The organism is Bradyrhizobium sp. CCBAU 11430 (genome assembly GCF_028128855.1).
GTDB lineage: Bacteria > Pseudomonadota > Alphaproteobacteria > Rhizobiales > Xanthobacteraceae > Bradyrhizobium > Bradyrhizobium ottawaense.
Window position 1 is genome coordinate 64,999 of the sequence record NZ_LBJV01000005.1, and the last position, 21,367, is coordinate 86,365.

18 protein-coding genes and 4 pseudogenes are annotated in these 21,367 nt (G+C 57.7%); 7 read left to right on the forward strand and 15 right to left on the reverse strand.

Translation table 11 applies throughout. From position 1 onward, the window contains the following. Nucleotides 1-187 precede the first annotated feature (187 nt). Together XI04_RS03180 and XI04_RS03185 are read right to left on the reverse strand one after the other, a co-directional pair. Nucleotides 188-1,045 carry a GNAT family N-acetyltransferase gene (locus XI04_RS03180; RefSeq protein WP_271499967.1) on the reverse strand — a complete coding sequence of 286 codons (858 nt, stop codon included), beginning with the start codon at nucleotides 1,043-1,045 and terminating at the stop codon, nucleotides 188-190. A gap of 548 nt (nucleotides 1,046-1,593) precedes the next feature. Continuing rightward, nucleotides 1,594-1,782 carry a hypothetical protein gene (locus XI04_RS03185; RefSeq protein WP_333914770.1) on the reverse strand — a complete coding sequence of 63 codons (189 nt, stop codon included), beginning with the start codon at nucleotides 1,780-1,782 and terminating at the stop codon, nucleotides 1,594-1,596. Nucleotides 1,783-2,038: 256 nt separating this feature from the next. On the opposite strand from XI04_RS03185, the gene XI04_RS03190 reads away from it, so the two are divergent. Then, nucleotides 2,039-3,007 carry a LysR family transcriptional regulator gene (locus XI04_RS03190; RefSeq protein ID WP_271623392.1) on the forward strand — a complete coding sequence of 323 codons (969 nt, stop codon included), beginning with the start codon at nucleotides 2,039-2,041 and terminating at the stop codon, nucleotides 3,005-3,007. Between the two features lie 396 nt (nucleotides 3,008-3,403). Here XI04_RS03190 and XI04_RS03195 read toward each other — a convergent pair. Beyond that, nucleotides 3,404-4,429, reverse strand: a pseudogene (locus XI04_RS03195) (IS110 family transposase). Nucleotides 4,430-4,537: 108 nt separating this feature from the next. Further along, nucleotides 4,538-5,437: a LysR family transcriptional regulator gene (locus XI04_RS03200; protein ID WP_271623393.1), complete on the reverse strand. Its 900-nt coding sequence runs from the start codon at nucleotides 5,435-5,437 to the stop codon at nucleotides 4,538-4,540. 363 nt (nucleotides 5,438-5,800) lie between these two features. Here XI04_RS03200 and XI04_RS03205 point away from each other — a divergent pair, with 363 nt between their 5' ends. After that, nucleotides 5,801-6,880, forward strand: coding sequence for an alpha/beta hydrolase (locus XI04_RS03205; protein ID WP_271623394.1), 1,080 nt, complete (start codon nucleotides 5,801-5,803; stop codon nucleotides 6,878-6,880). Nucleotides 6,881-7,111: 231 nt separating this feature from the next. On the opposite strand, the gene XI04_RS03210 is transcribed toward XI04_RS03205, so the two are convergent. From XI04_RS03210 to XI04_RS03225, 4 genes are all read right to left on the reverse strand, one after another. Further along, on the reverse strand, nucleotides 7,112-8,557 hold the full coding sequence (locus XI04_RS03210; RefSeq protein ID WP_271623395.1) for an IS1182 family transposase: 1,446 nt from the start codon (nucleotides 8,555-8,557) through the stop codon (nucleotides 7,112-7,114). A 248-nt stretch (nucleotides 8,558-8,805) separates the two neighbouring features. Further along, nucleotides 8,806-11,337, reverse strand: coding sequence for a phage NrS-1 polymerase family protein (locus XI04_RS03215; RefSeq protein WP_271623396.1), 2,532 nt, complete (start codon nucleotides 11,335-11,337; stop codon nucleotides 8,806-8,808). 71 nt (nucleotides 11,338-11,408) lie between these two features. After that, entirely contained in the window at nucleotides 11,409-11,681 is a 273-nt protein-coding gene (locus XI04_RS03220; RefSeq protein ID WP_271623397.1) for a helix-turn-helix transcriptional regulator, read from the reverse strand. 986 nt (nucleotides 11,682-12,667) lie between these two features. Beyond that, complete coding sequence (locus tag XI04_RS03225) at nucleotides 12,668-12,976, reverse strand: hypothetical protein (RefSeq protein ID WP_271623398.1); 309 nt, start codon at nucleotides 12,974-12,976, stop codon at nucleotides 12,668-12,670. A gap of 210 nt (nucleotides 12,977-13,186) precedes the next feature. Here XI04_RS03225 and XI04_RS03230 point away from each other — a divergent pair. Continuing rightward, nucleotides 13,187-13,878 (forward strand): annotated as a pseudogene (locus XI04_RS03230) (Crp/Fnr family transcriptional regulator). 170 nt (nucleotides 13,879-14,048) lie between these two features. Here the strand turns inward: XI04_RS03230 and XI04_RS03235 are convergent. Together XI04_RS03235 and XI04_RS03240 are read right to left on the reverse strand one after the other, a co-directional pair. Next, nucleotides 14,049-14,219, reverse strand: a complete 171-nt coding sequence (locus XI04_RS03235) for a hypothetical protein (protein WP_271623399.1) — start codon at nucleotides 14,217-14,219, stop codon at nucleotides 14,049-14,051. 170 nt (nucleotides 14,220-14,389) lie between these two features. Then, nucleotides 14,390-14,650 (reverse strand): hypothetical protein, encoded by a 261-nt coding sequence (locus XI04_RS03240; protein WP_166353217.1) that lies wholly within the window; start codon nucleotides 14,648-14,650, stop codon nucleotides 14,390-14,392. 1,078 nt (nucleotides 14,651-15,728) lie between these two features. Here XI04_RS03240 and XI04_RS38745 point away from each other — a divergent pair. Next, nucleotides 15,729-15,992: an HNH endonuclease gene (locus XI04_RS38745; protein WP_442869375.1), complete on the forward strand. Its 264-nt coding sequence runs from the start codon at nucleotides 15,729-15,731 to the stop codon at nucleotides 15,990-15,992. Nucleotides 15,993-16,105: 113 nt separating this feature from the next. Here the strand turns inward: XI04_RS38745 and XI04_RS03245 are convergent, their stop codons facing one another. The 3 genes from XI04_RS03245 to XI04_RS03255 form a co-directional block, all read right to left on the reverse strand. Further along, the gene (locus XI04_RS03245; RefSeq protein WP_271623400.1) at nucleotides 16,106-16,909 is read right to left on the reverse strand and encodes a hypothetical protein; all 804 of its coding nucleotides are present in this window, start codon (nucleotides 16,907-16,909) and stop codon (nucleotides 16,106-16,108) included. 189 nt (nucleotides 16,910-17,098) lie between these two features. Continuing rightward, the gene (locus XI04_RS03250) at nucleotides 17,099-17,515 is read right to left on the reverse strand and encodes a hypothetical protein (protein ID WP_271623401.1); all 417 of its coding nucleotides are present in this window, start codon (nucleotides 17,513-17,515) and stop codon (nucleotides 17,099-17,101) included. Between the two features lie 579 nt (nucleotides 17,516-18,094). After that, nucleotides 18,095-18,550, reverse strand: coding sequence for a hypothetical protein (locus XI04_RS03255; RefSeq protein WP_271623402.1), 456 nt, complete (start codon nucleotides 18,548-18,550; stop codon nucleotides 18,095-18,097). A 435-nt stretch (nucleotides 18,551-18,985) separates the two neighbouring features. Here XI04_RS03255 and XI04_RS03260 point away from each other — a divergent pair, with 435 nt between their 5' ends. The 3 genes and pseudogenes from XI04_RS03260 to XI04_RS03270 form a co-directional block, all read left to right on the forward strand. Then, a complete protein-coding gene (locus XI04_RS03260; RefSeq protein WP_271623403.1) occupies nucleotides 18,986-19,273 on the forward strand; it encodes a 4-fold beta flower protein in 288 nt (95 codons plus the stop codon). Between the two features lie 119 nt (nucleotides 19,274-19,392). Beyond that, nucleotides 19,393-19,530 (forward strand): hypothetical protein, encoded by a 138-nt coding sequence (locus XI04_RS03265; protein WP_271623404.1) that lies wholly within the window; start codon nucleotides 19,393-19,395, stop codon nucleotides 19,528-19,530. A 168-nt stretch (nucleotides 19,531-19,698) separates the two neighbouring features. After that, nucleotides 19,699-20,013 (forward strand): annotated as a pseudogene (locus XI04_RS03270) (Ku protein); the annotation flags it as partial. A 151-nt stretch (nucleotides 20,014-20,164) separates the two neighbouring features. Here XI04_RS03270 and XI04_RS03275 read toward each other — a convergent pair. Together XI04_RS03275 and XI04_RS03280 are read right to left on the reverse strand one after the other, a co-directional pair. After that, nucleotides 20,165-20,437, reverse strand: a pseudogene (locus XI04_RS03275) (DUF736 domain-containing protein); the annotation flags it as partial. Nucleotides 20,438-21,032: 595 nt separating this feature from the next. After that, nucleotides 21,033-21,367: hypothetical protein (locus XI04_RS03280; protein ID WP_271623405.1), on the reverse strand; the 335-nt coding region annotated here is incomplete at its 5' end.

Sequence of the window (21,367 nt, forward strand, 5' to 3'; positions counted from 1 at the left end):
TGCCACCAGAGCCGCTGGAATGATGGTGGTGAAAGGTTGGTGATGTCCGGTCCGTTCAAAAGCATTGATCAAGCAGGTGAGCAATTTCCGGTCCACGTTCAGGAGCTGACTATCTCGCCGCTAACGTGCTGTTCGGCTGGGCCATGAACGGAAGCTCGGCCTGATGCTCGGGGCCGAGGCTCCTTGCTCAATAGAGCACCGAGGGCAGATAAAAGCCCTTAGGCTCGTTGTAGAGGCCGGTCGTCATTAGGGTCATCTGGTGCACGAGTCGGAGGCCATTTTGCAGACACCAGCGGAATAATTCGCTATTTCGGGTCGGCACCAAAAAGCCGCCGCCGGGAAAGCTTGGAGCAGATCCGATCAGGGCCTTCAGACCTTCGTTGCTCTCGGCGACGGCATGAGCGAAGAACCCGACATCCGTCGCGTAGGCGGTGATCTGGCCGAGATGCACGACGACCCGCGCCGTTCCCGCATTAATCGCGTCATGGAGTTCGCCGCCACGATCATGACCGTGAACCCGGTGGCATAACGCGTTGCAGGCGACGAGATCGGTAGCGCTGGCCGGACGTACGTCGTACCCCGGCAAGCTGACGCCCAGCGGGGCCCCGTTCATTTTCGAGATCGTCTCGCGGGTGTCAAAGCCGAGCTTGGCGTACAAACACAGAGAACGATTGTGAAATGTGGATTGCAGCAGCCTCACCCCGGCCGCACGCCGATCGCTCGCGCGGTCGAGCGCAGCCTGCATCAAGCGCCGCCCAATCGTCGCGTTCTGTGAGGTCGGATCAACTGTGATGGGCCCGAGCCCGGCAATCGGTCCGCGTTCATCGAGAAAGTTGCTGCCGACAACCTTTCCGTCCTTCTCGGCGACAAGCGAGTAGAATCCCGAGTTGGACAGCAGCATCGTCAGGACCTGCGTGGCCACCTCCACCGACGGAAAATCCCACGGGAAGTTGTGCTCATCGTCAATTGTCCTGAACGCCTCGAAGCAGATTTTTCCGCAAACGGTGGAATCCGACGGCGCGCCGGGTCGCAGCACGATGCTCATTCGTCCCTCCCCTGCGAATTGCTCTGACGCCTTATTCGAGCCAACAGTTCCGGGGATTTCAAGCTGCAACTTACTGCTCTCAGCGTAAATAATCCAGAGCTTCGCTGCTATGCGTCTCGGTCTTTTCCAGAGTACTCGAGAAAGAGTTCCTCCGAATTGTGGTCTACTCGCCGATGTCCGGATCGGGTCTTGGCTGTGTGAAAACGCCAACATGCGCAATCGTGATAGAAGAAGTTATTCGTCCAAGACCGCTTTAATCGCTCAACGCGCAAGCGGATTAAACTTAGAGGTGGGACTGGAAAATACCATTCTTCGCCGCGTTGCGATTTTTGAGTTTTCACACAGCCAGGGTCAAAACGCGAAGAACTCAGGTTGAGCAAATCTGGTCCGCTCTGGCTCAACGTGCTGACTTCCAACTGTCGAGGCGCAAGTTCGCAGATGGGCCAGAAGCTGACACCCAGGTCCTACCATTCCCCTCAATTTCGCGTCTGCTGCCGTCAAGGCAGAGCGGCCAGGAGCAGATTCGCCTGACCGCACCGCTATCACCATCATTCGTTTTCGCCGCCCCCGCGAGCAAGTGTCGCCGCCTGCTGCAAGGCAATGCGATGGACGAGCGGGTCGGCATGACGATGCACCAGCTGCCATTCGGAGCCGTTATTGCGATAAACTTCGGTGACGCGTAGCGACCAGTCTTGATTGGGTAAGCCGCCAACCTCGGCTTGTTGCCGCTCGACCATGACGAGAACGATGAACTTACCCGATGCGTAAGTTTGCGCGACTTCCAGGCTGGTTTCGCCGTTCCTGAAGTAGCGAAAGCTCGGCCGCCGACAGTGGTACGGCAGCGACTGCCGTGATTGCCGCCCGCCGCGATAGTGTGCTTGGCGTCCCGCTGTTTTGTTCAGGCATTTGCGCGTCTCCCTGTTGAGCTACTTTAGCAATAGTCAACCTTTGGAGCCTTGCAGTACCTGAAGCCAGTGATATGATTTCACCGATATGCTGAACCATATTTCTCTATCGAGGATTGATCTGAATCTGCTGGTGCTCTTCCAGACTGTCTTGGAGGAGGGTCATGTCGGGCGCGCAGCGGGCCGGCTGAATCTTACGGCATCCGCCGTGAGCCACTCGCTCGGACGGCTGCGACATCTTTTGAATGACCCGCTCTTCTTGCGGACGCCGAAGGGCGTCGTACCGACGGCGCGCGCGCTGGAACTTGGCGAGCCGGTGGCTGACATCCTGGCGCGCGTGGGACGCGTGATCGCGTCGGCTGTCCCCTTCGACGCAGCGACGAGCAGTCGCCGTTTTGTGATCGGCGCACCAGACGCTGTTATGGCGTCGCTGATGGTCCCATTACTGGAGCGCCTCAGCAGGAAGGCCCCCCGCGTCGACATAAGCCTCATCCACCTGATGTCCGTGCGGCACGTCGGCTCCGAGGAGCATCCCTGGCAGGCGAGCCTCCGGAAGCTGGAACGGCGCGAGATCGACATCGCCATGCTGCCACTGCGTATGGTGCCGGCGCGCTTCGAGGCGCGGAAGCTCTATGAGGAGGATTTCGTGGTCGCGATGCGCAAGGGCCACGTGTTCGCCTGCACACCGACACTCCCCGCATTCTGCAGCGCTCATCACCTCCTCGTATCGCTCGACGGCAGTCCACACGGCTTCGTCGATGAACTATTGGCAAAGCGCGGGCTGCAACGCCGCATTGCCCTGACCGTGCCGACGTTCATGATGGCCCTTGCCCACCTTTCAAGCTCTGATCTGATCGCGGCGTTGCCGCGCCGGCTTGTGGAGCGACACGCAGCTCGCTTCGCCTTGGCTGCCGTCGAACTTCCTCTCAAGCGCAAGGCCGATCTGATCCAGGCCGTCGCGACCAAGGCCGCAACAATGGATGCCGGCATTGGGTGGCTGATGCAGCAAATCGGCGAAGGTGGCCGCCCGAGACAGCACTCCGAGTTTTCCACCTAACACCTCTCCTTGACCTCGCGCGCAATCAGTTCTGCTCTGGGTCACACTCGGCGGTAGACGCCGCTGCGAGCTGCTTCCGGTCTTCTCTCAACAGCCGACGCTTGGGCAAGCATCGAGCTAGACAGCCTTGGGCCATGTGTGGACGGCTCCGGGTTGGCAAGGAGAATCTTCACGTCGCAGGATTGGTCGGAGCAGCCATGTGTTCGGCCTATTTGCGCGGTACACATGACCGCTGGCCATAATGCCCTCCGCGGATCAGGTCCCGGTCAAAAGCACGCATTCGAGATGCGGTGGCCCAAGTGGGTTGTCCTGATCGCCGGATCGACCGGCACTGCATTATGTGCTGTTCGCCCTCCCAACCGTTACGTCACGCCGGCGATATCGGCGCGATCTCGTTTAGGCCGCCAGCGCGGCTGGCTCCTGGTAGCGCTCGTTCCTCGCCATCATCGCCCAGGCCATCCTGGCAAGCTTGTTGGCAAGCGCGATGGCCGCGACTTGGTGGGGCGCCGGGCCAACAATCGCGTGAGCCATGGCCGATGATCGGTGCCATGGATCTTGGCGTAGCGGATTACGGCGAGCGCACCAGCCGTGAACAGGCTACGCAAATAGCGATCGCCCTGCTTGCTGATGCTGCCAAGCTTGTCTTTGCCCCCGCTCGAGCTCTGCTTTGGCACGAGACCAACCCAGGCCGAGAAGTCCCGCCCGGATCGGAAGGCTTTGGGATCGGCAATGCTGGCAACCAGCGCTGTTGCCAGCGCCGGGCCGACGCCAGGGATCGCGTCCAGCCGCTTGCTCGTCGTGTTTGATCGATGCCAGGCGATGATGCGGCGGTCGAGCTCCAGGATCTGGGCCTTCAGCGCGCGCAATTGACCGCCAAGAGCAGCAAGGCACATCCTGGCGACCTCCGGGACTCGGTCTTCGGCTTTATCGGCGACGACTTCCAGCAGTTGCTCGACGCCCCGCCGCCCAACTGGGGCGACAATCCCGAACTCGGCAAGATAAGCGCGGATCGAGTTGATGACCGCGGTCTGCTGGCGGATGAAGAGGTGGCGCGCTCGGTGAAGCATCAGACAGCTCTGTTGCTCGACTGTCTTGGTCGGCACGAACCGCATGTTGGGCCTCGTCACCGCTTCACAAATCGCCTCCGCGTCCGTAGCGTCGTTCTTCTGCCGCTTGACGTAGGGCTTCACATAGGCTGGAGGCATCAATCGCACCGTATGTCCCAACGCCTGCAATTCGCGGGACCAATGATGCGATGATGCGCAAGCTTCGATCCCCACCAGGCATGGCGGCAACTTCTGGAAAAACCCCAAGACGTGGCGGCGCCTCAACTGACGGCGCACGACCACCTGGCCGGCTGCATCAACGCCGTGCACTTGGAAGACTCGCAATATCAAGGCCAATCGTCGAAATTGACTGCATAGGCTGCTCCTCCGAATCGTGGGAGCTTCAAAATGGCACCCACTCCTTGGCACTCTCGTGCCGGTGGAGGAGCCGTCCACAGCATCAGAAGCGGACCCTTGGGGACGATCAATTTTGCCCACGGCGACGCAGCGCATCGACCACGAGCGAAAATGCTGGTGAGGGCTGCCTGCGGCTGGGATAGTAAAGGTGATAACCCGGACGAGGCGGGCACCAGTCGGCCAGAACACGCACGAGACGACCGGATTTGATTGCTGCTTCCACCTGATCTTCCGGAAGGTAGCCAAGCCCAAGGCCCCTCAGCGCAGCGTCCTGTATCTTTGTGATGGTATTGAACGCGGCGCGTCCCTGAACGCGTACTTTCAACTCGCGGCGACCCTTCCTGAATTCCCAGGCGTAGAATGCGCCATGGGTGGGCAGACGCAAATTGATGCAGGAATGCTCAGTCAGGTCCTGCGGATTTTGCGGCTTTGACCGTCCTTTGAAATAGGACGGTGCGGCCACGATTGCGATGCGGATGTCAGGGCCAATCCGCACCGCGATCATATCCTTGTCCACCTGCTCGCCTAGCCGTACACCTGCGTCGTATCGTTCGGCGACGATGTCCGTGACGCTGTAATCTGAAACTATCTCGATGTTGATCTCAGGATAGGCGGCTAGAAGCTTCGCCGCTGCAGGCCAGAGAATTGTGTCTGCGGCATGCTCTACCGTTGTGATCCGGATGGTACCGGCTGGCTTGTCCCTTAGTTCGCTTAGCGCCAAAATCTCGCTTTCGATTTCATCGAACCGGGGGCCGATGCTGCGAAACAGGCGTTCCCCGGCATCCGTCATGGATACGCTGCGTGTTGTGCGTGTGAGCAGCCGCAAGCCGAGCCGCTCTTCGAGCTTGCGGATTGTGTAGCTTAGCGCCGATTGCGACACCTGAAGCTTGGCGGCTGCCTTAGTGAAGCTGCGCTCGCGCGCTACGGCGATGAAGGCAGTCAGGTCGTTCACGTTCTCGCGACGCATTCATCAATCTCATTTCTAAGTTCATGCCGATTATACCGACTAATCCTACGGGATGCACTGGGCTATCTCCTTGTCATGGAAACGGAGTTAGCAATGAGCACCCACGGGTACAGCGGCGTCGCCAACACGGCCCTGGGGGCCGTGGAACAAGCAATTGCGACGGTAAGCGGGAGCTTCAACCAAATCTGCTTCGCTCTGAGGAACTTCGCAGGAGACCGTTCATTCGTGCAATGGCGTCTGGTCCTACAGACTCAGGGAACGACTGATTGGCTTTGGCAATACGCGGCAATCTGTGTCTGACAATTGAAAGTATGCACACCTGGACGAGTTTAATAGCTTGGCAGGACCAAACAGGAGACTGCTATGGACAAGACTAAATCAGACAATCCGACAGAGGCGTTAAATCGCGGTCTCCATCGGCGTGACTTCCTCGCGAAGGCCGTTGTTGTCGGGAGCTTGTTGCCCGTTAGCACGGCGTCGTGGGCTCAGGTGAACCGGGACACCGTTTTGGGAAGAAGGAATGCGCAGATCGGAGAAGCCCACATGCAAAGCGTTTCGTTCAAGAATGGTAGCATTTCAATGGCGGGGAACGTCCATTTCCCGAAGGGCTTCAATGAGGGCGCGAAACACGCGGCCATTGTCAGCATTCATCCCGGCGGCGGCGTCAAGGAACAGACGGCGGGCCTCTATGCGCAACGGTTGGCGGAGCAAGGATTTGTCACCCTCGCGTTCGACGCGTCACATCAGGGGGCGAGTGGTGGCGAGCCCCGATTTCTCGATGATCCCATGAAGCGGGTAGCGGACATCTACAGCGCCGTGGACTATCTGACTTCGCTTCCATACGTAGATGGCGCTCGCATCGGCATTTTGGGCATCTGCGCCGGCAGCGGGACCGCCATCAAGGCCGCCACAACAGAGCGGCGGATCAAAGCCGTTGCCACCGTGAGCGCAGTGGACGTCGGCGCAGCCACCCGGAAGGGGTGGGACGGCAAGGCCCCGGTCTCGGATCAGTTCGCGATACTCGACTCTGTTGCCAAGCAGCGGTCGGCGGAAGCCGCCGGAGCAGCGCCGGTCTACGTCAACTATGTGCCGAAGGTGGGCGACACCACTGCGCCCCGGGACTTGCAGGAAGCGGCGGATTACTACCTAACGCCGCGCGGTCAGCACCCGAACGCCCCCAACAAGATGCTGTTGACCAGCCTTGTTCACTTGGCGTCGTTCACGGGCTTCGATCAGGTCGAGACACTACTGACCCAGCCGCTTTTGGTCATCGCTGGCAGCGAGGCGGGCTCGCTGTGGCACAGTCACGAACTTCACGCCAAGGCACCGGGACCGAAGGAACTCTTCACCATCAACGGTGCTACACACATGGACTTGTACGATGGAGAAGGTGTCGGTCTCGCGATGAGCAAGCTAGCGCCGTTCTTCAAGCGCAACCTTTGAGATCGCAATATTTAGAATCACAGTGTTGCGGCGAACCCAATGCTCGCTGCATGCAGTCTGGGCGGCTGTAATGTCCGCTTCGGGTCTTGGTTGTGTGCAAACGGATGGTCGGCACGCGGCCGTGGTCGCCAATCGCTGCAGGCGGCTGAGGTTCTCGCGTCGGATCGCCCAATGACGGCCAAAGCGGGTATCGCGAGGCGGTATTGCGCTTTTGGACGTACTTTCCGGCCTTCAGACGGCGCGGATGGCTGCAATCAGGCGCGGTTTGCCGACGATGTTCATCACCCGCGTGAGGTTATAAGCGAGAACATGCAGCGCCATCTCAGCGGCAACATTCCGTAAGCGCTTCATCAGGAAGTGGGTCGCACCCATACGGGCTTTGATCGTGCCGAAGGGATGCTCGACCGTCTCGCGCCGCGTCCGCATGGCTTTGGGATTGGAATCGAGCCGCCTCTGGACCTCCTCGACTACATGTTCATGCTCCCAACGAGTGATGCGGCGCTCCTTGGATGGCGTACATTGGCTCTTGATTGCGCAGCCTTGGCACGCTGCTGTCGACCAGTAACGGCGCAGCGTCATTCCATGCTCGATGTTGGTATAGCGATAGGGCAGCAGTTGGTCGGACGGGCAGCGGTAGACGTCCTCATCAGACAGGTAGGCGAAGTCCTGTTTGCCGAACCGCCCCTCCGCCTTGGCGTTTGACGTCATGGGCTTGGGCAGCGTGACTACAACGCCAGCCTCTTCGCAGGCCAATATCTCCTCTCCGTCGAAGTAGCCACGGTCGGCGACCGCCTCGAGTTTGTCCACTTCGAGCACTTCTTTGGCTTGCTTCGACATCCGAGCAAGCTGCCCACGGTCATTGCCGACGTTTATGACCTCATGCGTAACAATCAGATGGTGTTCGGTGTCCACCGCGACCTGGACATTGTAGCCGACGACACCCGATCCGCGTCCGCTGGTGGCCATCGAACGGGCATCCGGATCGGTCAGCGATATCTGTTGATCCGGCGTCTTGCGCATCTGCGCGTCAAGCACTTCCAGGCGGCTCATCTCCTGCTTCAGTCGAGCGATCTTTTCCTTGATCCTCGTTGTCTTGATGCTGATCGCTTCCGATGGCTCCTGCCGATCGGCGCTATCCAGTTGACGCAGATATCGCCCGACGCTTTCCTCGATTTGCGCCATCCGCCTCGCCATCTTGGCATGCGTGAAGTTGCGATCGCGGTTGTTCACTGCCTTGAACTTGCTGCCATCAATTGCGACGCTTGGGGTCTGCAACAGGCCCATTTGCCGGCATAGCGCAACGAACTTCGTACAAACCTTCCGAAGCGCCGCACCATTGTCCTTCCGGAAATCGGCGATCGTCTTATGATCGGGAGCCAGGCGGCCGATCAGCCACATCACCTCGATATTGCGGCACGCCTCACGTTCCAGGCGGCGACTGGATTGCACCCGATTGAGATAACGGTAGATGTAAAGCTTCAGAAGGACTGCTGGATGATAGGAAGGCCGGCCCGTCTCCTTGGCGATCACACGCTCAAATCCCATTCCATGCAGGTCGAGCGCCTCGACAAACACGTCGATCACATGGACCGCGTTGCCCTCGTCTACCCAATCCTCCAGACATTCCGGCAAGAGCGTCAGCTGGGATCTGTCCGCGCCTTCAACAAAGCGTCCCATCCGTATCCCCCCATTAGGAAACGGAGGAATCGTAACCGACTCGCGGCTTTTCACACAGCCAGGGTCACCAACGGAAGCCCGATCTTGTTCCGCTCATGCCCCGAAAGCGGACAGCCCGGATTTATAAATAGAAACCCTTAGCGCGGCGACAGCGGCGACAGTCCCTCTATGCCCTGTAGAGAGATGTATCGGGGGATACATTTTTCCCTAAAGGATATAGGCCCTGTCGCCGCTGTCGCCGTTCCAAATTATGAAGCGACGGCAACTGTGAACGGGAGAAACCCGTTCGTGCGCAGCCTGCTTGCTTCGATGTTTGCGAGTTGCACGTAGAGTGCGGGGTCGGTGTAAATCTGCTGTTCGTTCAAGTCGCGGATGATCACCAAGCGAACATTGTCTTTGGTGACGCGCTTTTCGCAGAAGATCATTTCCTGCTTCGATAGATTTCGTCGGATGGCCGTTTCGTTCACATTCGGAATTCTGTGCTTCACAAACTGTTTGATCGTCTCGAAACGCACCGCTTGCGCCTGCCAATGGTCTTTAAACTCCGCTAAGGCTTGTTCAACCTCATTCGCAAGGTTCGAAAGCATCCTTTTGCGGGCGTCGTTTTCCATGCTGCGATGTCCAACATTGAAGCCGTCAAGCGGCAACGTGGAAAGATGCGCCCACACTGCAGCTATCAATTCATTCTGTCTTATTCGCTCGTAAATGAAGTCGTAGTAGCTTGTTGGTTGCGGTTGCGTCGGGTTCTCAACAATGTTCCAGCGCCTATCGTTCTGTTCGATGGGGAGCGCGTCCCAATTGTTGCTGAATACGAGCCAGCGCAGTGCATTATGCTCAACCCATTGCAAGCCGTGCTTCTCGTTGATTTCGCGATAGTCGGCATTCACCATTGTCTTTAGCTTTTCCGACAATCCCCAACTGTTAGTGCCGCGCATTCCTGCTCTTGCTTCGTCTACGACCATCAGCAGCTTGCGCGACATCCGGCCGTTATATTTACCCTCAAGGATCGTATCCAAAATCGCATTGTTTAGCACGTAGCCGCGTAGCACGCGCGACAGAACTCCACTTAGCCAGTTGCGACCAATGCCGGTTTGAGTTGCAACGAAGCACCATCCAGTTTCAACTTTCTCGCCGGGATGTTGCAGAATGTGAGCAAGCCACTGTTCAAATCGCGTTCGTTCCGTCTCGATCGGAACGAGATATGCTAGGTGTTCGCGCCATACAGGCAACCAACTGTTCCGCAACTGATCGTCGCTGATGAAGTGATCGGCAAATGTCGGTTTGATCAGTCCGCGCCAAACGTTGAAGGCGCTTTCGCCTGGTCGCTCTGGCGGTTCGCAGATAGGGCCTCCTTCCGGCTTCCATGTAATCGCGTCCACATTCATTCGCTTGGTGCTTTTGAGCCACAATTCTAGGCCAGGAACTAATTTCTCTTTTTCTTGTCCATTGCGACCGTCTGTGTATTTTACCGTTTCGAGCGATGCCGCATACGAATTGCGAGCGACATTCATTGACAACACTTCGCGGTTCACCGCATTGGCAACTGCACCGCTGTTTCCGGTCTTAGCGAAGAATAGGCTTGCTTCCATTTCGACCAACGTCATGAGCTTCGTTGTTGTGTCAAATTCAAGCTGCTCGCCGATACGCTCGTTTTCTTTGCATTGCTTTTCTCGGCGTTCGGCGGCAGTACCGGAATAGATGTTGCGGCATCCCACGTTGCTGTTGCTGGCCGTTCTGTTGCGGTAATACGCGCGCCTAAGCCATTTATCGCGCTTGCCCAACGCGGACATGCTGAAAAGCCGGATCATTCGCACGTGATCTTTGCCGGTCCAGAACGCGAGCTTATTCATCAGCACCAAATCCGCTGCACTGTGGTCAAACGGCTGTCCTGTTGATGACGGGTAGAGGTTGTTCAGCACTTTGGCATCAGCATTCCATAGCGCGACGAACGGAACGCGTTTGCTCAACCGGTCGAATTCGATTTTGGTAAACCAATCACTCGGATTACGCATGATCGTTTCATTTAGTTCTGCAATCCGATCGGCCGAAATCTTGTCGTCAGATGCAAACATGCGGGCCAATAGTTCCTGATCATCTTCCGGCCCGGACCACCGTGGATCGCGGATTGTCTCGATTTCTTGATTGTCGCGGTCATGCTCGCGGATTGGCAGGAATGTTTGGAGCGACGCCGTTTGCTCTAGGTCGGCGTTCCCAACCCATTCATTGCCCGCAATCGCAACAAAGCGGTCGTTTTGATAAAACTCAAATCTGCCGCCCCATCTGTTGCGACGATTGCCGAATTGGGTTTTGTCGCCTCTCATGATCAGGTGCAAGCCTGTTCCTGATTGGCTAACCTCCGCTGCTACACCCGGAAACAGACGCGTGCAGATATGCGTTGCTTCATCGTTATATGTGCCGGTGTCGGGATCGCGACATCCATCTAGGTCAACGAAAACATACGGATCGTTCAAGGTGAAGACGAAACCGATCCGGAACTCCGGATTGATCGTTGCAATCATCGTCGCAGTTTCGAAACTCGCCCATGTGGCCGGATTGGTCGCGGCGGCGCGTTTAAGCGTCTTTGGATCGTAAGGGACTTTGCGCGATTTCGGTTCACCGTCGTATTGCTCAAGCCGCCACAGTACCCATTGCGGAAGCGTTTTCAGTCCCGCGAGAGGATCGGCGAGGCTTGCAGGCGGCTTTCCGCTATCGAATGCGCGCAAAGTGATGCCGGTTAGAGACGCGCAGTTGAGCCGCGCGACGCGACCGTGTATAGTCATGATGCTTTCCTAAAAAACGATGATTAGAGGCCCTGCCGGGTTGACACTGGCGGGGCCTTTTCCTTTCGGCGCTAGGCGGCGCTGGCGCGGCCGTTGATGAATTTTTCGAGGTCGGACCGGCGCCAGTAGCGCCGACCGCTGATCATGACCGGGGCGGGGAAGTCCGCCAGCGGGGGGATGATCTTGTTGCGCGTGCGGTGGTGTAGACCGTGCTGCCAGCAATGTAGCGTCGCGTGCGAGATGTTGCCGAGCATTGTCCTGGCAGTCTTGGAATTAACGAGGATGTCGCTGGGTGCGAATGCCGCGTGCGTGCTCGCGTCAACGAGCAGGACCGTTGATATCATGGCGGATGACCTGATGATGATGTTGAGGGGATTGCAGGCATCCGCCCGCGCCGTCCGCCGCGTCTTCACCGCGACCTAGGATCATCCGATCCCTTGCACCGGGAGCATCCGCATCACCGGCTTACACAAACTGATTCAACCAATATGGTTAGTCAAGACCACGATGAGCGAAGATCAACAGCGTTGAGGGGCTTCGCTTACCCCTCGGCTTCCCCGGCAATGTGTCGCCGCGCCGAACAGCAACGATTTCAGTGCGATGACTCCGCGCGCTGCCAAATTCTATATTTGCTGCTCAACGGAGAAGGCAACCCAGGGCGTGTACTCCATAAATCCCCGCGTCGCAGATCAGGTCGCGTATGAGGTCCGCTGTGCCCCTGAGCGTCGCATCGCAAGAATCAGCGATGACGGACGTGAGAAGCACCGTGCCGCGTATTCAAGGCCGTCATACGAAAACCCGGCCCCATAGGGTGCAGCCGCTACGTCGGCGCGTGCAGTTGACCGTGAAGCCAGCCGGTTGTTCGTGGGGATTTCATCGGATCAACCAGATCGGCCACAAGCTGGTGGACGTCCTTGCACGCGGGGCACTCAAACGTCCGGATATCGAAGCCAAAGGGGCCGGGCGTAATCCGAGCCAGCACCGCTTCTGCTCGACACATAGGACATAGCGTTCGGGGATGGCGGAACATGTTGCACGCCTTGATCAGGCGGGAGCGTTACAGAACTCTCAGTCACCGGTAGTTGCCATGGTGGGCGGTGATGGAACCCATTGTGGAACTGCCACTGGGCTCGGCGCTGGTCAGTATTGCTCACATGCCAAAAGAAATTAACGTGTCGTTAGTAAGTTAGGTCGCCGCTAGATTCAAATTAGGGCAATTGCTCGCAACCCTGGTGATCACGCGTCGAGGACGCTCGTCGCTATTGACCATACGTGCTTTGAGTCATTCGCGACGTTCGAGCGGCGCGCCCCGATCTACAGGCCGACTTCTTCAACACAAACGCCCAGAAGTGGACAGCTTGAGATCATCATTAGCGGGCGTCCTTGAGACGACGCCAAACCCCATCAGCCATCGTCCGGGGCCGGCGTTCATTCCCGCAAGCACCTGGTCGCGTAAGACCGTGGGGCGACGTTCGCCGCGCTGGGCTAGCTCGATGACTCTCAGAGCGATGGTCTCGCGAGCCCGCGCGTCGCCATTGATATGAAGATAATGGCAGACTTCCTCACAAGCCAGGGACATCGCCTCAATATCGTTAGGCTCGAACGCGCCCGCTGATACGAACGGAAGGATGATACCCATAATTCAGCTCCTCTGTTAATGGGACGCCTCTTGGTTCGGCATCTCCGTAACGAGCGAATCTGCCACATCTGGAGCGGGAGTCTGAGCTTTAGTGCTCACTTGGCGGCGGAGAACACGTGCCACTACACCGCGGCCCACACGCGGTCCGGGGTTTCCAGATGCTGGATTTGTCCTAGAATGTAAGCTGGTTGATAATTAAAGGCGGGAAGCGTGGCCAAGGCAACAAAGAAGCAGGCGTTCGACGTTCAGGTGTTCCTCCACACCGTGGCCGCGGGGCGGACCGTTTCGAATTATCGGAAGAATCGGAAAGTCTTCTCCCAGGGAGACCCCGGTGATGCGGTCTTCTACATTCAGGAGGGCAAGGTCAAGGTCTGCTCGTCTCCGAGCAGGGCAAGGAGGCGGTCGTCGCGCTCCACGGAAATGGGGACTTCTTCGGTGAGAGCTGCCTAAACGGGCATCCGCTGCGGGTGGCGACGGTCGTGACGGTGACGGAATGTGTTATTATGCGGCTCGAAAAAGCAGCCATTGTGCGTGCGCTCCGCGCCGAGCCGAAGTTCTCTGAGATGTTTATGGCTCACCTGTTGTCTAGGAACGCCCGAGTCGAGGAGGACTTGGTCGACCAACTTTTTAATTCCAGTGAGAAGCGTCTGGCGAGAGTGCTCCTCCTGATGGCCAACTTCGGCAAGGAGAGTAAGCCCGAGCCGGTCATAGCGAAGATAAGCCAAGAGACACTTGCTGAGATGGTCGGGACCACAAGGTCGCGCGTCAGCATGTTCATGAACAAGTTCCGCAAGCTTGGGTTCATCAAATACAACGGATCACTGGAGGTCCATAATTCGCTGCTGAACGTGGTATTGCACGACGGCCCTCACTTGAGGAAGCGTGCCGAAAAGGAAAAATGAATTGAACCCGACTCGGACGTTGCCCCTCTGGTCTAGCTGCCGCACCAGCGGGGGGTCATCTAGCCGCTTGTGAACCTGACAGCCTCACGACCGCAACGGGTCACAAGCGGTCCTTTAACGGCTGCGCACACTAGGTCAGCTGCGGGCCAGCAGCCGACATTGGCCGCTCCTCAATCGCTCCGACTGTTAGACCGGTCCGCACTTTGGTCCAGCGCGCCGCCAAGCCAGATCGACACGGCGCTCGACGGAATGATTTGCTTCGGCGTGTGCGGATTGAGGGTGCCCGCGGTCACGACCAGCCCTTCATCGAGTTTTTCTTTCGCAAAAAGCTTCGCTTCCATCTCCGTCTCGAATGTCTTGGTCAGCCGAGGATGTCTTGGCTTTGGCAACATCCTTCGACGTTGCACCTCGAAGGTTACGTACCAGGCGTGCCTCATCGATTGCTCAAAATGTGGCGGGTCACAAAGCTACCGTGCCGAGAAGTGCTCCGCTCGTGAGCCGCAACAAGGCATTACCGCCGCACCCCAACTCGATTGACACCGCCGTTTAAGTTGCCACCGGCGTTATGACGGACTGCAGCGCGCGCTACAGGTCGTGGCCTAAGCACGACACCGGCCCGCGCGACGCAGCCCGCCGGATAACCAACATACGTGCAGTAAATCACCGCGTGAGCCGGTGCCGGGGAGAGAGAGAGACCTGCGAGCCCCAACAGAGCGCTGGCCGCAATCCCTGCAACTGTGCTCGATCCAATCCATAGACGCTTCCCATTCATGGTAATCCTCCCGCAGCTGACATTGCATGAGCGTCGAGAAATAGCCTGAGCGTCGAGAAATAGTTGACGTTGATCTGGATCAAGGGCGGATGTGAAGCCAAGTCACCGGTATCGGGGTGCTCGCCTAACGTCGCGTCACTCCAACGGGAGAGTTGCCGTAGCTATGCGCGTGCATGCCGGACGGTGTCAGCCTGAGAGTGCTGCCGTCCGATGACATAGATCAAGACGAAGGAGGCAAAGGCGAGTAGACTCTTTAACTTGGGGCAGTCCAGCAAGGGAGGCAGTCATGATTTCTCGACGAAAGCTTCTTTCTTCCTTGGGCTTGGCGACCACGGTAGCCGCGCTCCCGAGCATGCTGATGGTACCCGACGCCGAGGCGCAGACCGCTGGCATGGAGAGGCGTCAAGATCGACGTGAGGGGCGCCACGAGCGCCGCGAAAATCGTCGTGACGCGCGCCAAGTGCGCCGGGAGGGTCGCCGTGACGCGCGCGAAGTGCGGCGAGGAGGCACACCGGGGACGGCAAACACGACTGCGACAGGAGTTACGACGGGAACAGCTAAGTAGCTGAGCCTAGTGTACTGCCAGGTCATCATCTTGCTCACAGTCCGCGCAACCTCGCTGAGTAGGTCGCGTGCGTGAAGGGAATCTGGTCGAGACGAGTGGCGCGCTGCTTGCCCTTTACCCAGCGAGCCGCGCTCGCTTCGCCGTGAACCTTTCGGCGCGCGCTCCGCACGGTCGTTGGGGACTTTGGAGCGTATGAGACCAGCGGGTACCGAACGGCCGCTACCCACTAATCGAGAATGGCCCAAGTTCCGCGTTCTTAGTGAAATGCTCTGCTTGAGTCCGATAAGGGTCAAAAAGCGACAGTCGGGACCCAGTCAGACCATATCTGCTTGAGCGCAGAGAGCGGACGCGGTGCACCATCGGAAACAGGCTGCATGCCCAAAACGCGTCGCGGGCGGCGGCACCCTATGCGCCTGTCAGAAGCGAAGGCAGGCCGCACGTCCCAGCGCGACCCAGCGAGGGAGGCTACGGCACTGACTGGCAGGCTCTGCGTAGCTCCACGGCACACTCGCCTTGTACTGCCTGCGCGAGGCGTGGAAGGCAGGCTTCCATTTGGACCACATCAAGGCGCGCAAGGGTGGCGGTACCGATGAGCCGAGCAATCTGCGATGGCTCTGTCGCCCGTGCCATTCGCGGAAGACGGCAAAGGTGGAGGGCGGCTTTGGGCACCCGCGTTGGCTGGCCAGTGTCTGCTCGGGGGACCGAAACTCATATGTTCAGCTGCAACTGCTAAGGATGCCGAACAGCTTGTCTCGTCCACCGGCTATCGGCATATGATCGAAGCCCAGGAAGACGCCGGCTTCGTATGTAAATCTCACGGCAACACCAACAAAGTTAGCCGAACGAAGGGCGTCTACTTCTTTGTTCGTCAGCTTGTAAATCGAGTTGAATCATCCGTTCTTGATCTCCTTGGACACCGCTTTTATCGGATAAGGCTTTCCGTCGATCATCAGAGAGTGTGCCGACATCGCCATAACTTCTTCGTCCCTGCCAACAGGATCAAAGATTGTATAGAGCAGTGGGCCACCCGCATCGCAGAGAATCATAAACTTGTTTACGCCCGCCACGGCGGTTGATCGCTCTCCCTTAAGATAGAGCTTGCCCTGTGCGCTTTCGACTGTCCAAACAGGACGGGTAACGCCGTTGTTGACCACATTTAGTCGCTCAAGAGTAACGCGATCCAGCTCATTCATATCGGACGGAGCCGCAGCGGAACTTAGCTTGAACAACTCAACATCGACGTCCATAGACCTGATGTACGTGGTAATTTCAGCAGACGCGACTTGGGCGATATCGGCGTCAGCGCTACTTTGCTTCGTAAATGCAAAGCGGTGCACGCCATAATGAGAACCCGCTGTTAGATATCGGAATTGGCCTCCCAGATAGGCAACCGCGCAAGAACTATAACATCCGCCGACCTCTGTATCGAACCGCTTCTTCGAAGCAAGGACTTTTTTCCCAATATCGATCGTGAAGCCGTGCTTGCGAAACAAGCGTCCGAGTTCCATGCCGGCAAATAGGTTTCCACCCGGCGAGTTGATTATTACGTGAGATCCATACGGAACACTGTTCTGTTCTATGTATCGTTCGATCAGTTGTGGCGTGTCTGCGTCAATCCTGCCATCTAAGAAGAGAAACCACGCGCTTCCCGCGATTTGAACGGGAAGGTCTGGTGGGTACCCTTCAATGGTCATGCTCTTCTCTTGTGAATTCGCAGGACTCGCAATGAGCAAGCAAGCGAAGAGAATTCCTAGGCGCAGAAATGTCGTGAGAAATAGATGCAAACTAGCCCTCCGGTGCGCGGCACAAATTTTTGACAAAGGGTCCCTGACCACATGGCTCTGAAGTTCGGTATTTCCCCAATTATAGACAGCCAGGATGAGCTAGAGACGAAAGAGAACTACGGCGGCCAATGTTGATCCAAACAGCCACGCAACAAATGATAGCACGCCAAACGCGAGTCCCGAGACGTACCTCCAAGAACTGGGCTTGAACTTTGCACTGCCGGAAAGTGACGGCACCTGATAGATGAAAAACGTTGCGAAGCTACTGTACGAAAAAGCAAACAAAAACACGCCCCCAAAATAGACAGCAGTCGTTAGCTTTAGAAAATTCATGATTTCAGCAGACTTCGCTCCGAAATAATAAATTGCAACGAGCCCTCCGAATACACCGGCGCTATTAGCTGCCCCAACTTGTTTGACAGCATCGAAAATTCGCTCGACATAAAATGAATATGGCGGCGCACCCTCTGAGCCAGGAGGCGGCTGTTCAAAGCATATTTTCGTCTTGTCTGACATTAGCCCTCTAGCGCTTCAAGCAGAAGCTCCAACCTTTTCTAGCATACTGGAAGCTCCATGAAGGCCGCAAGCGAGAGATAACCGCCTCCCCGGCGCGCTAGACCGGTCGCCCCCGGGACCCACGTGGCTGTCGAAGCACGCGAAAGCGGAATGGCGACGGGCCGGCGCTGGTTAAGGCCCGCAGCAGCATCGCACGAATTATCGCCCCTCGAGTCCCACTGCGCTGCAGTAGCGCGCATCCGCGCGTGTGAAGCGGTCATAAAATAGCAGGGCCTGACATATGTGAGACCAACCGGCGAGTCCAAGCGAAGGGCGGAAGCAACATCGCTCAAAGAAACATTGAAGCGGCCCGGCGTCTCGCAGCCGAGTACGGAATCACGCCAGCGAGCGGGGGCGAGGAGCCATCACCAACGACTTGAACAGCATATCTGCATTGCCGGCATAAGTCTTCGTGTTAGAAGCGCGACTAACTGACGCTCAGGAGTCGTGATGGCTAAGAAACTGAAGACGATCGTCGTCGTGAGTGCACAAAGACCGATGTCAAAGAAATTCGCGCTCAGTCGGTGGGGGGCGTGGCAGCTAGCCCGACGCCGACCACGCCTTGTACCACCTTGCAATTGCCGGAGACTCTACCTCGAGATCAGCGCTGCGATTGCGATACCCTCGGTTGGCGTCGGGCCGCGCATTGGCTTCAACGGAAGCGGTCGGCCGCTTGCCTTCGGCGCGGTCCAGCTTGGCCGATATCGAAGCGATGGCTTCATTGCGCTTTGCAACAGATTTCTTCAACCGCTTGAGCTTATGCTCGGCATAGTTGGTAGAGAATATCACGCCCTTCTTTCCCGGCTCAAGCGTCTCGATGCCAGCGTTGACCAATCCAGCAAACGCATTGGCGCACTTGCCAGCGCCCACGAGACTCACCTCGATCAGGTCCGCCTTGGTGATGAAGCGAACGGCCTGCCTACCTATCGTCTTTATGTGTGTTTCTTCGTTCTTGATTCCAACAGAGATGGCAGCGCGCCGGTTCGTGTCGACCATCTGCTTTAACTCGGCGCCCCGCTCGACTTCACAAAGCGTGCGTTGTGTCTCCCAAAGACGGCAAATCGCTCGCTAAGCGGACGTACCGGCCCGTTGATTGTCTTGGTGGTGCCCCGTACCGCTAATAGCAGCGCAACTCAATTGATGAGGGTTGTCTTTGTACTCGATCCAGACGCAGAAATCTCACTGTTCCAGCTTTTATTCGCGGTGACCGGTTCAGTGTCGCAACCCACGTCGCCAAGCGGCAAAATCAATTCGATCCAACGTCGTTGGTTGTAGCTGAACCCGCGCCGAAAATCGACCCCGTTTCCACTTTTGCGAACGCGTATGGCTTAAGATGGTCTGCCGATACTGTGTGATCTTTCGGGAGTTTCCTTGCGTCTACCGCCGGTTTTGTTACCCTTGGACGTCTCCTTTATTTTAGGGGATTAGCTCATGGCTTGGGATTTCCACGACCGCCACGGCAATGCGACCCACTATGTGGGTGAGAAGGGCACGTTCTATACGTGGGACGGCGATGCGATCGGCTTCCTACAAGGTGAGGAGCTTTATGACAATTCTGGACGGCATGTCGGCCGTATATCGGACGGCTGGATCAATGCCGCTGCCGCGACACCATCGCCGAAGTGCGAAAAACACCAAATGACAGTAAGAGGCCGCCGCAGTTGGCGGCCTCTTTCTTTGGATCGATGCCAGACCGGTGCAGATCTCTTGGACCCTTAGCAGCTAAGTTGAATTTCCCTGTGGCCTATTCTGATTTATGTTGCATCGCAGCTTGCAACCATTGGTTTGGCAGCTAGTGTCCTTCGCGGCGCAATTGGTGCCGCCTAGGGAGAGAATAGATGAAGCATTTGCTTTTCGCGATTTCTGCACTCGCATTGCTCGGGGCCATGATGCCAGCCAAGGCAGGTTGCCCGGCCGGTACCCGGTACGATTGCTCGACGACCTACAATGGCAAGCAGTCCTGCGGCTGCCGCTGATCGAGCTACTTTGAATGTATTGAGGCCGCCTCTGGGGCGGCCTCTTTTTTATAGCAAACCGGCATTACCAACATTTCGCTTCCGCCTAACCCGCAACACATGCGACGGGCATTTTTTTTCGCGTGCGACAACGAAGGATACTATGTCTACGAAGATCGATTTCATCACGAGGGCTATGAACTGGAGAAGGGGCAGTTCATCGAGGTGACGAAGGAGGAGCTCGAAGAGATTGCGCTGGAATCCACCCGCACGATCGAAATCGATGAGTTCGTCGACAAGTCAGAGATCGACCCGCGCTACCTGATCCGACCCTACTACCTTCGTCCGGATGGCAAGGTTGGCCACGACGCCTTCGCGGTGATCCGCGAGACAATCCGCGAAATGAACAAGGTCGCCATCGGGCGCGTCGTGTTGACCAATCGCGAGCACATCATTGCACTTGAGCCGATGGACAAGGGGCTTGTAGGAACGTTGCTGCGTTACCATGCGCGCCGGTCGCCCGGTGCAGTTCATCGACTGACTGGATATAGCGTTGCATATCCTTCGACGCATTCTGATCGCCCGCACCGAATGTTCTCGTCTGTCGGTTGAGCTGATTAAAGGAGATCTTCTCGGACTCAGAAGTCGCCGGGTAGCCGTCATCGACCGCGACGAGGTTGGCGTAGATCGGTGCCGGGAAGGACGGGTCGTCGAGCTTGACCGAGTGATAGACGGTATTGTCCTTGGAGGTCCGCTGCCAGGCGGCACCTATCTCGACGTCGCGGGCCATCACGCGCAGGTTCGGAGCCTTCTCGTTCTCGGAGGGTTCGGCCGGAAGGAAGCGCGCCTTGATGTTGAGCGAGAGCGTCTTGATGATGCCGGTGTACGAGCCGTCTTCGGCGCGGGTGAAGGTGCCAATCTGAGCCATGGTGATCTCCTGTTGCTGTTTCCAAGCCCGCAACCATCGCGACCTTGATGGCGATCTCTGAGCGCCGCAACGACCGACCCGCAGCCTCTGGCCCGTAGCGTCAGCGGAGGATATCGGGCTGAGCGATCTTGTTGCCTCGCGAGGAATGCCGCCGCTTGGCAGCAGGGGAAGAAGATCGCGAACGAGCCATTGCGGGTAAAGGTCGGCGAGCGCAGCGAGCGTATTGTGGCGCGTGATCCGCCAGCAAAAGGCCGGTATGGACGTGGGCCCAAACAGCCCGACAGGAGGGCAACGGCTCGAGGGCATCCAACCACCGCCGCGACCGCGACACCACCGCAGCAGCGCGATCGAGCCACAGCAGCTTGCTCCGCCGCCCCCAATCCAAGGAGAAGAGCTCAATTGCAGACGGCTTCGTCATGCGCCGCGTCGGAACGGATCCGAGGTATTTCGTCGTGACGGTAAGCCGCCCGACGCCTCCCACGCGGACGAGGTAATGTCCTCTATGGTCGACAGTGGACGAGAGAGCGGACATTGCAATATCGACATGAATGATCCGGAGCGGACTGGGTGCCAATCGGTGCCACGCTATTCTTGCTTATCTCCGGCGATCCTTGCCGGCTTGGGCTACCGCCCAAACTGGGTACCAACCCGGCTGGTTCTCGCGCCCTGTCAGCCAGTCGCGCCCGCGCGGAAGCAGGGCGTCGCGCTCGAAGTTCTGCTCGATCAGCCTTTGCCAGACGTAACTCCATTCTGACTGGTTCTCGCGGCCTGTCAGCCAGTCGCGCCCACGCGGAAGCAGGGTGTCGCGCTCGAAGTTCAGCTCGATCAGCTTTTCCCAGACGTGAGTCCATTCTGGTTGGTTCTCGCGGCCTGTCAGCCAGTCGCGCCCGCGCGGAAGCAGGGCGTCGCGCTCGAAGTTCTGCTCGATCA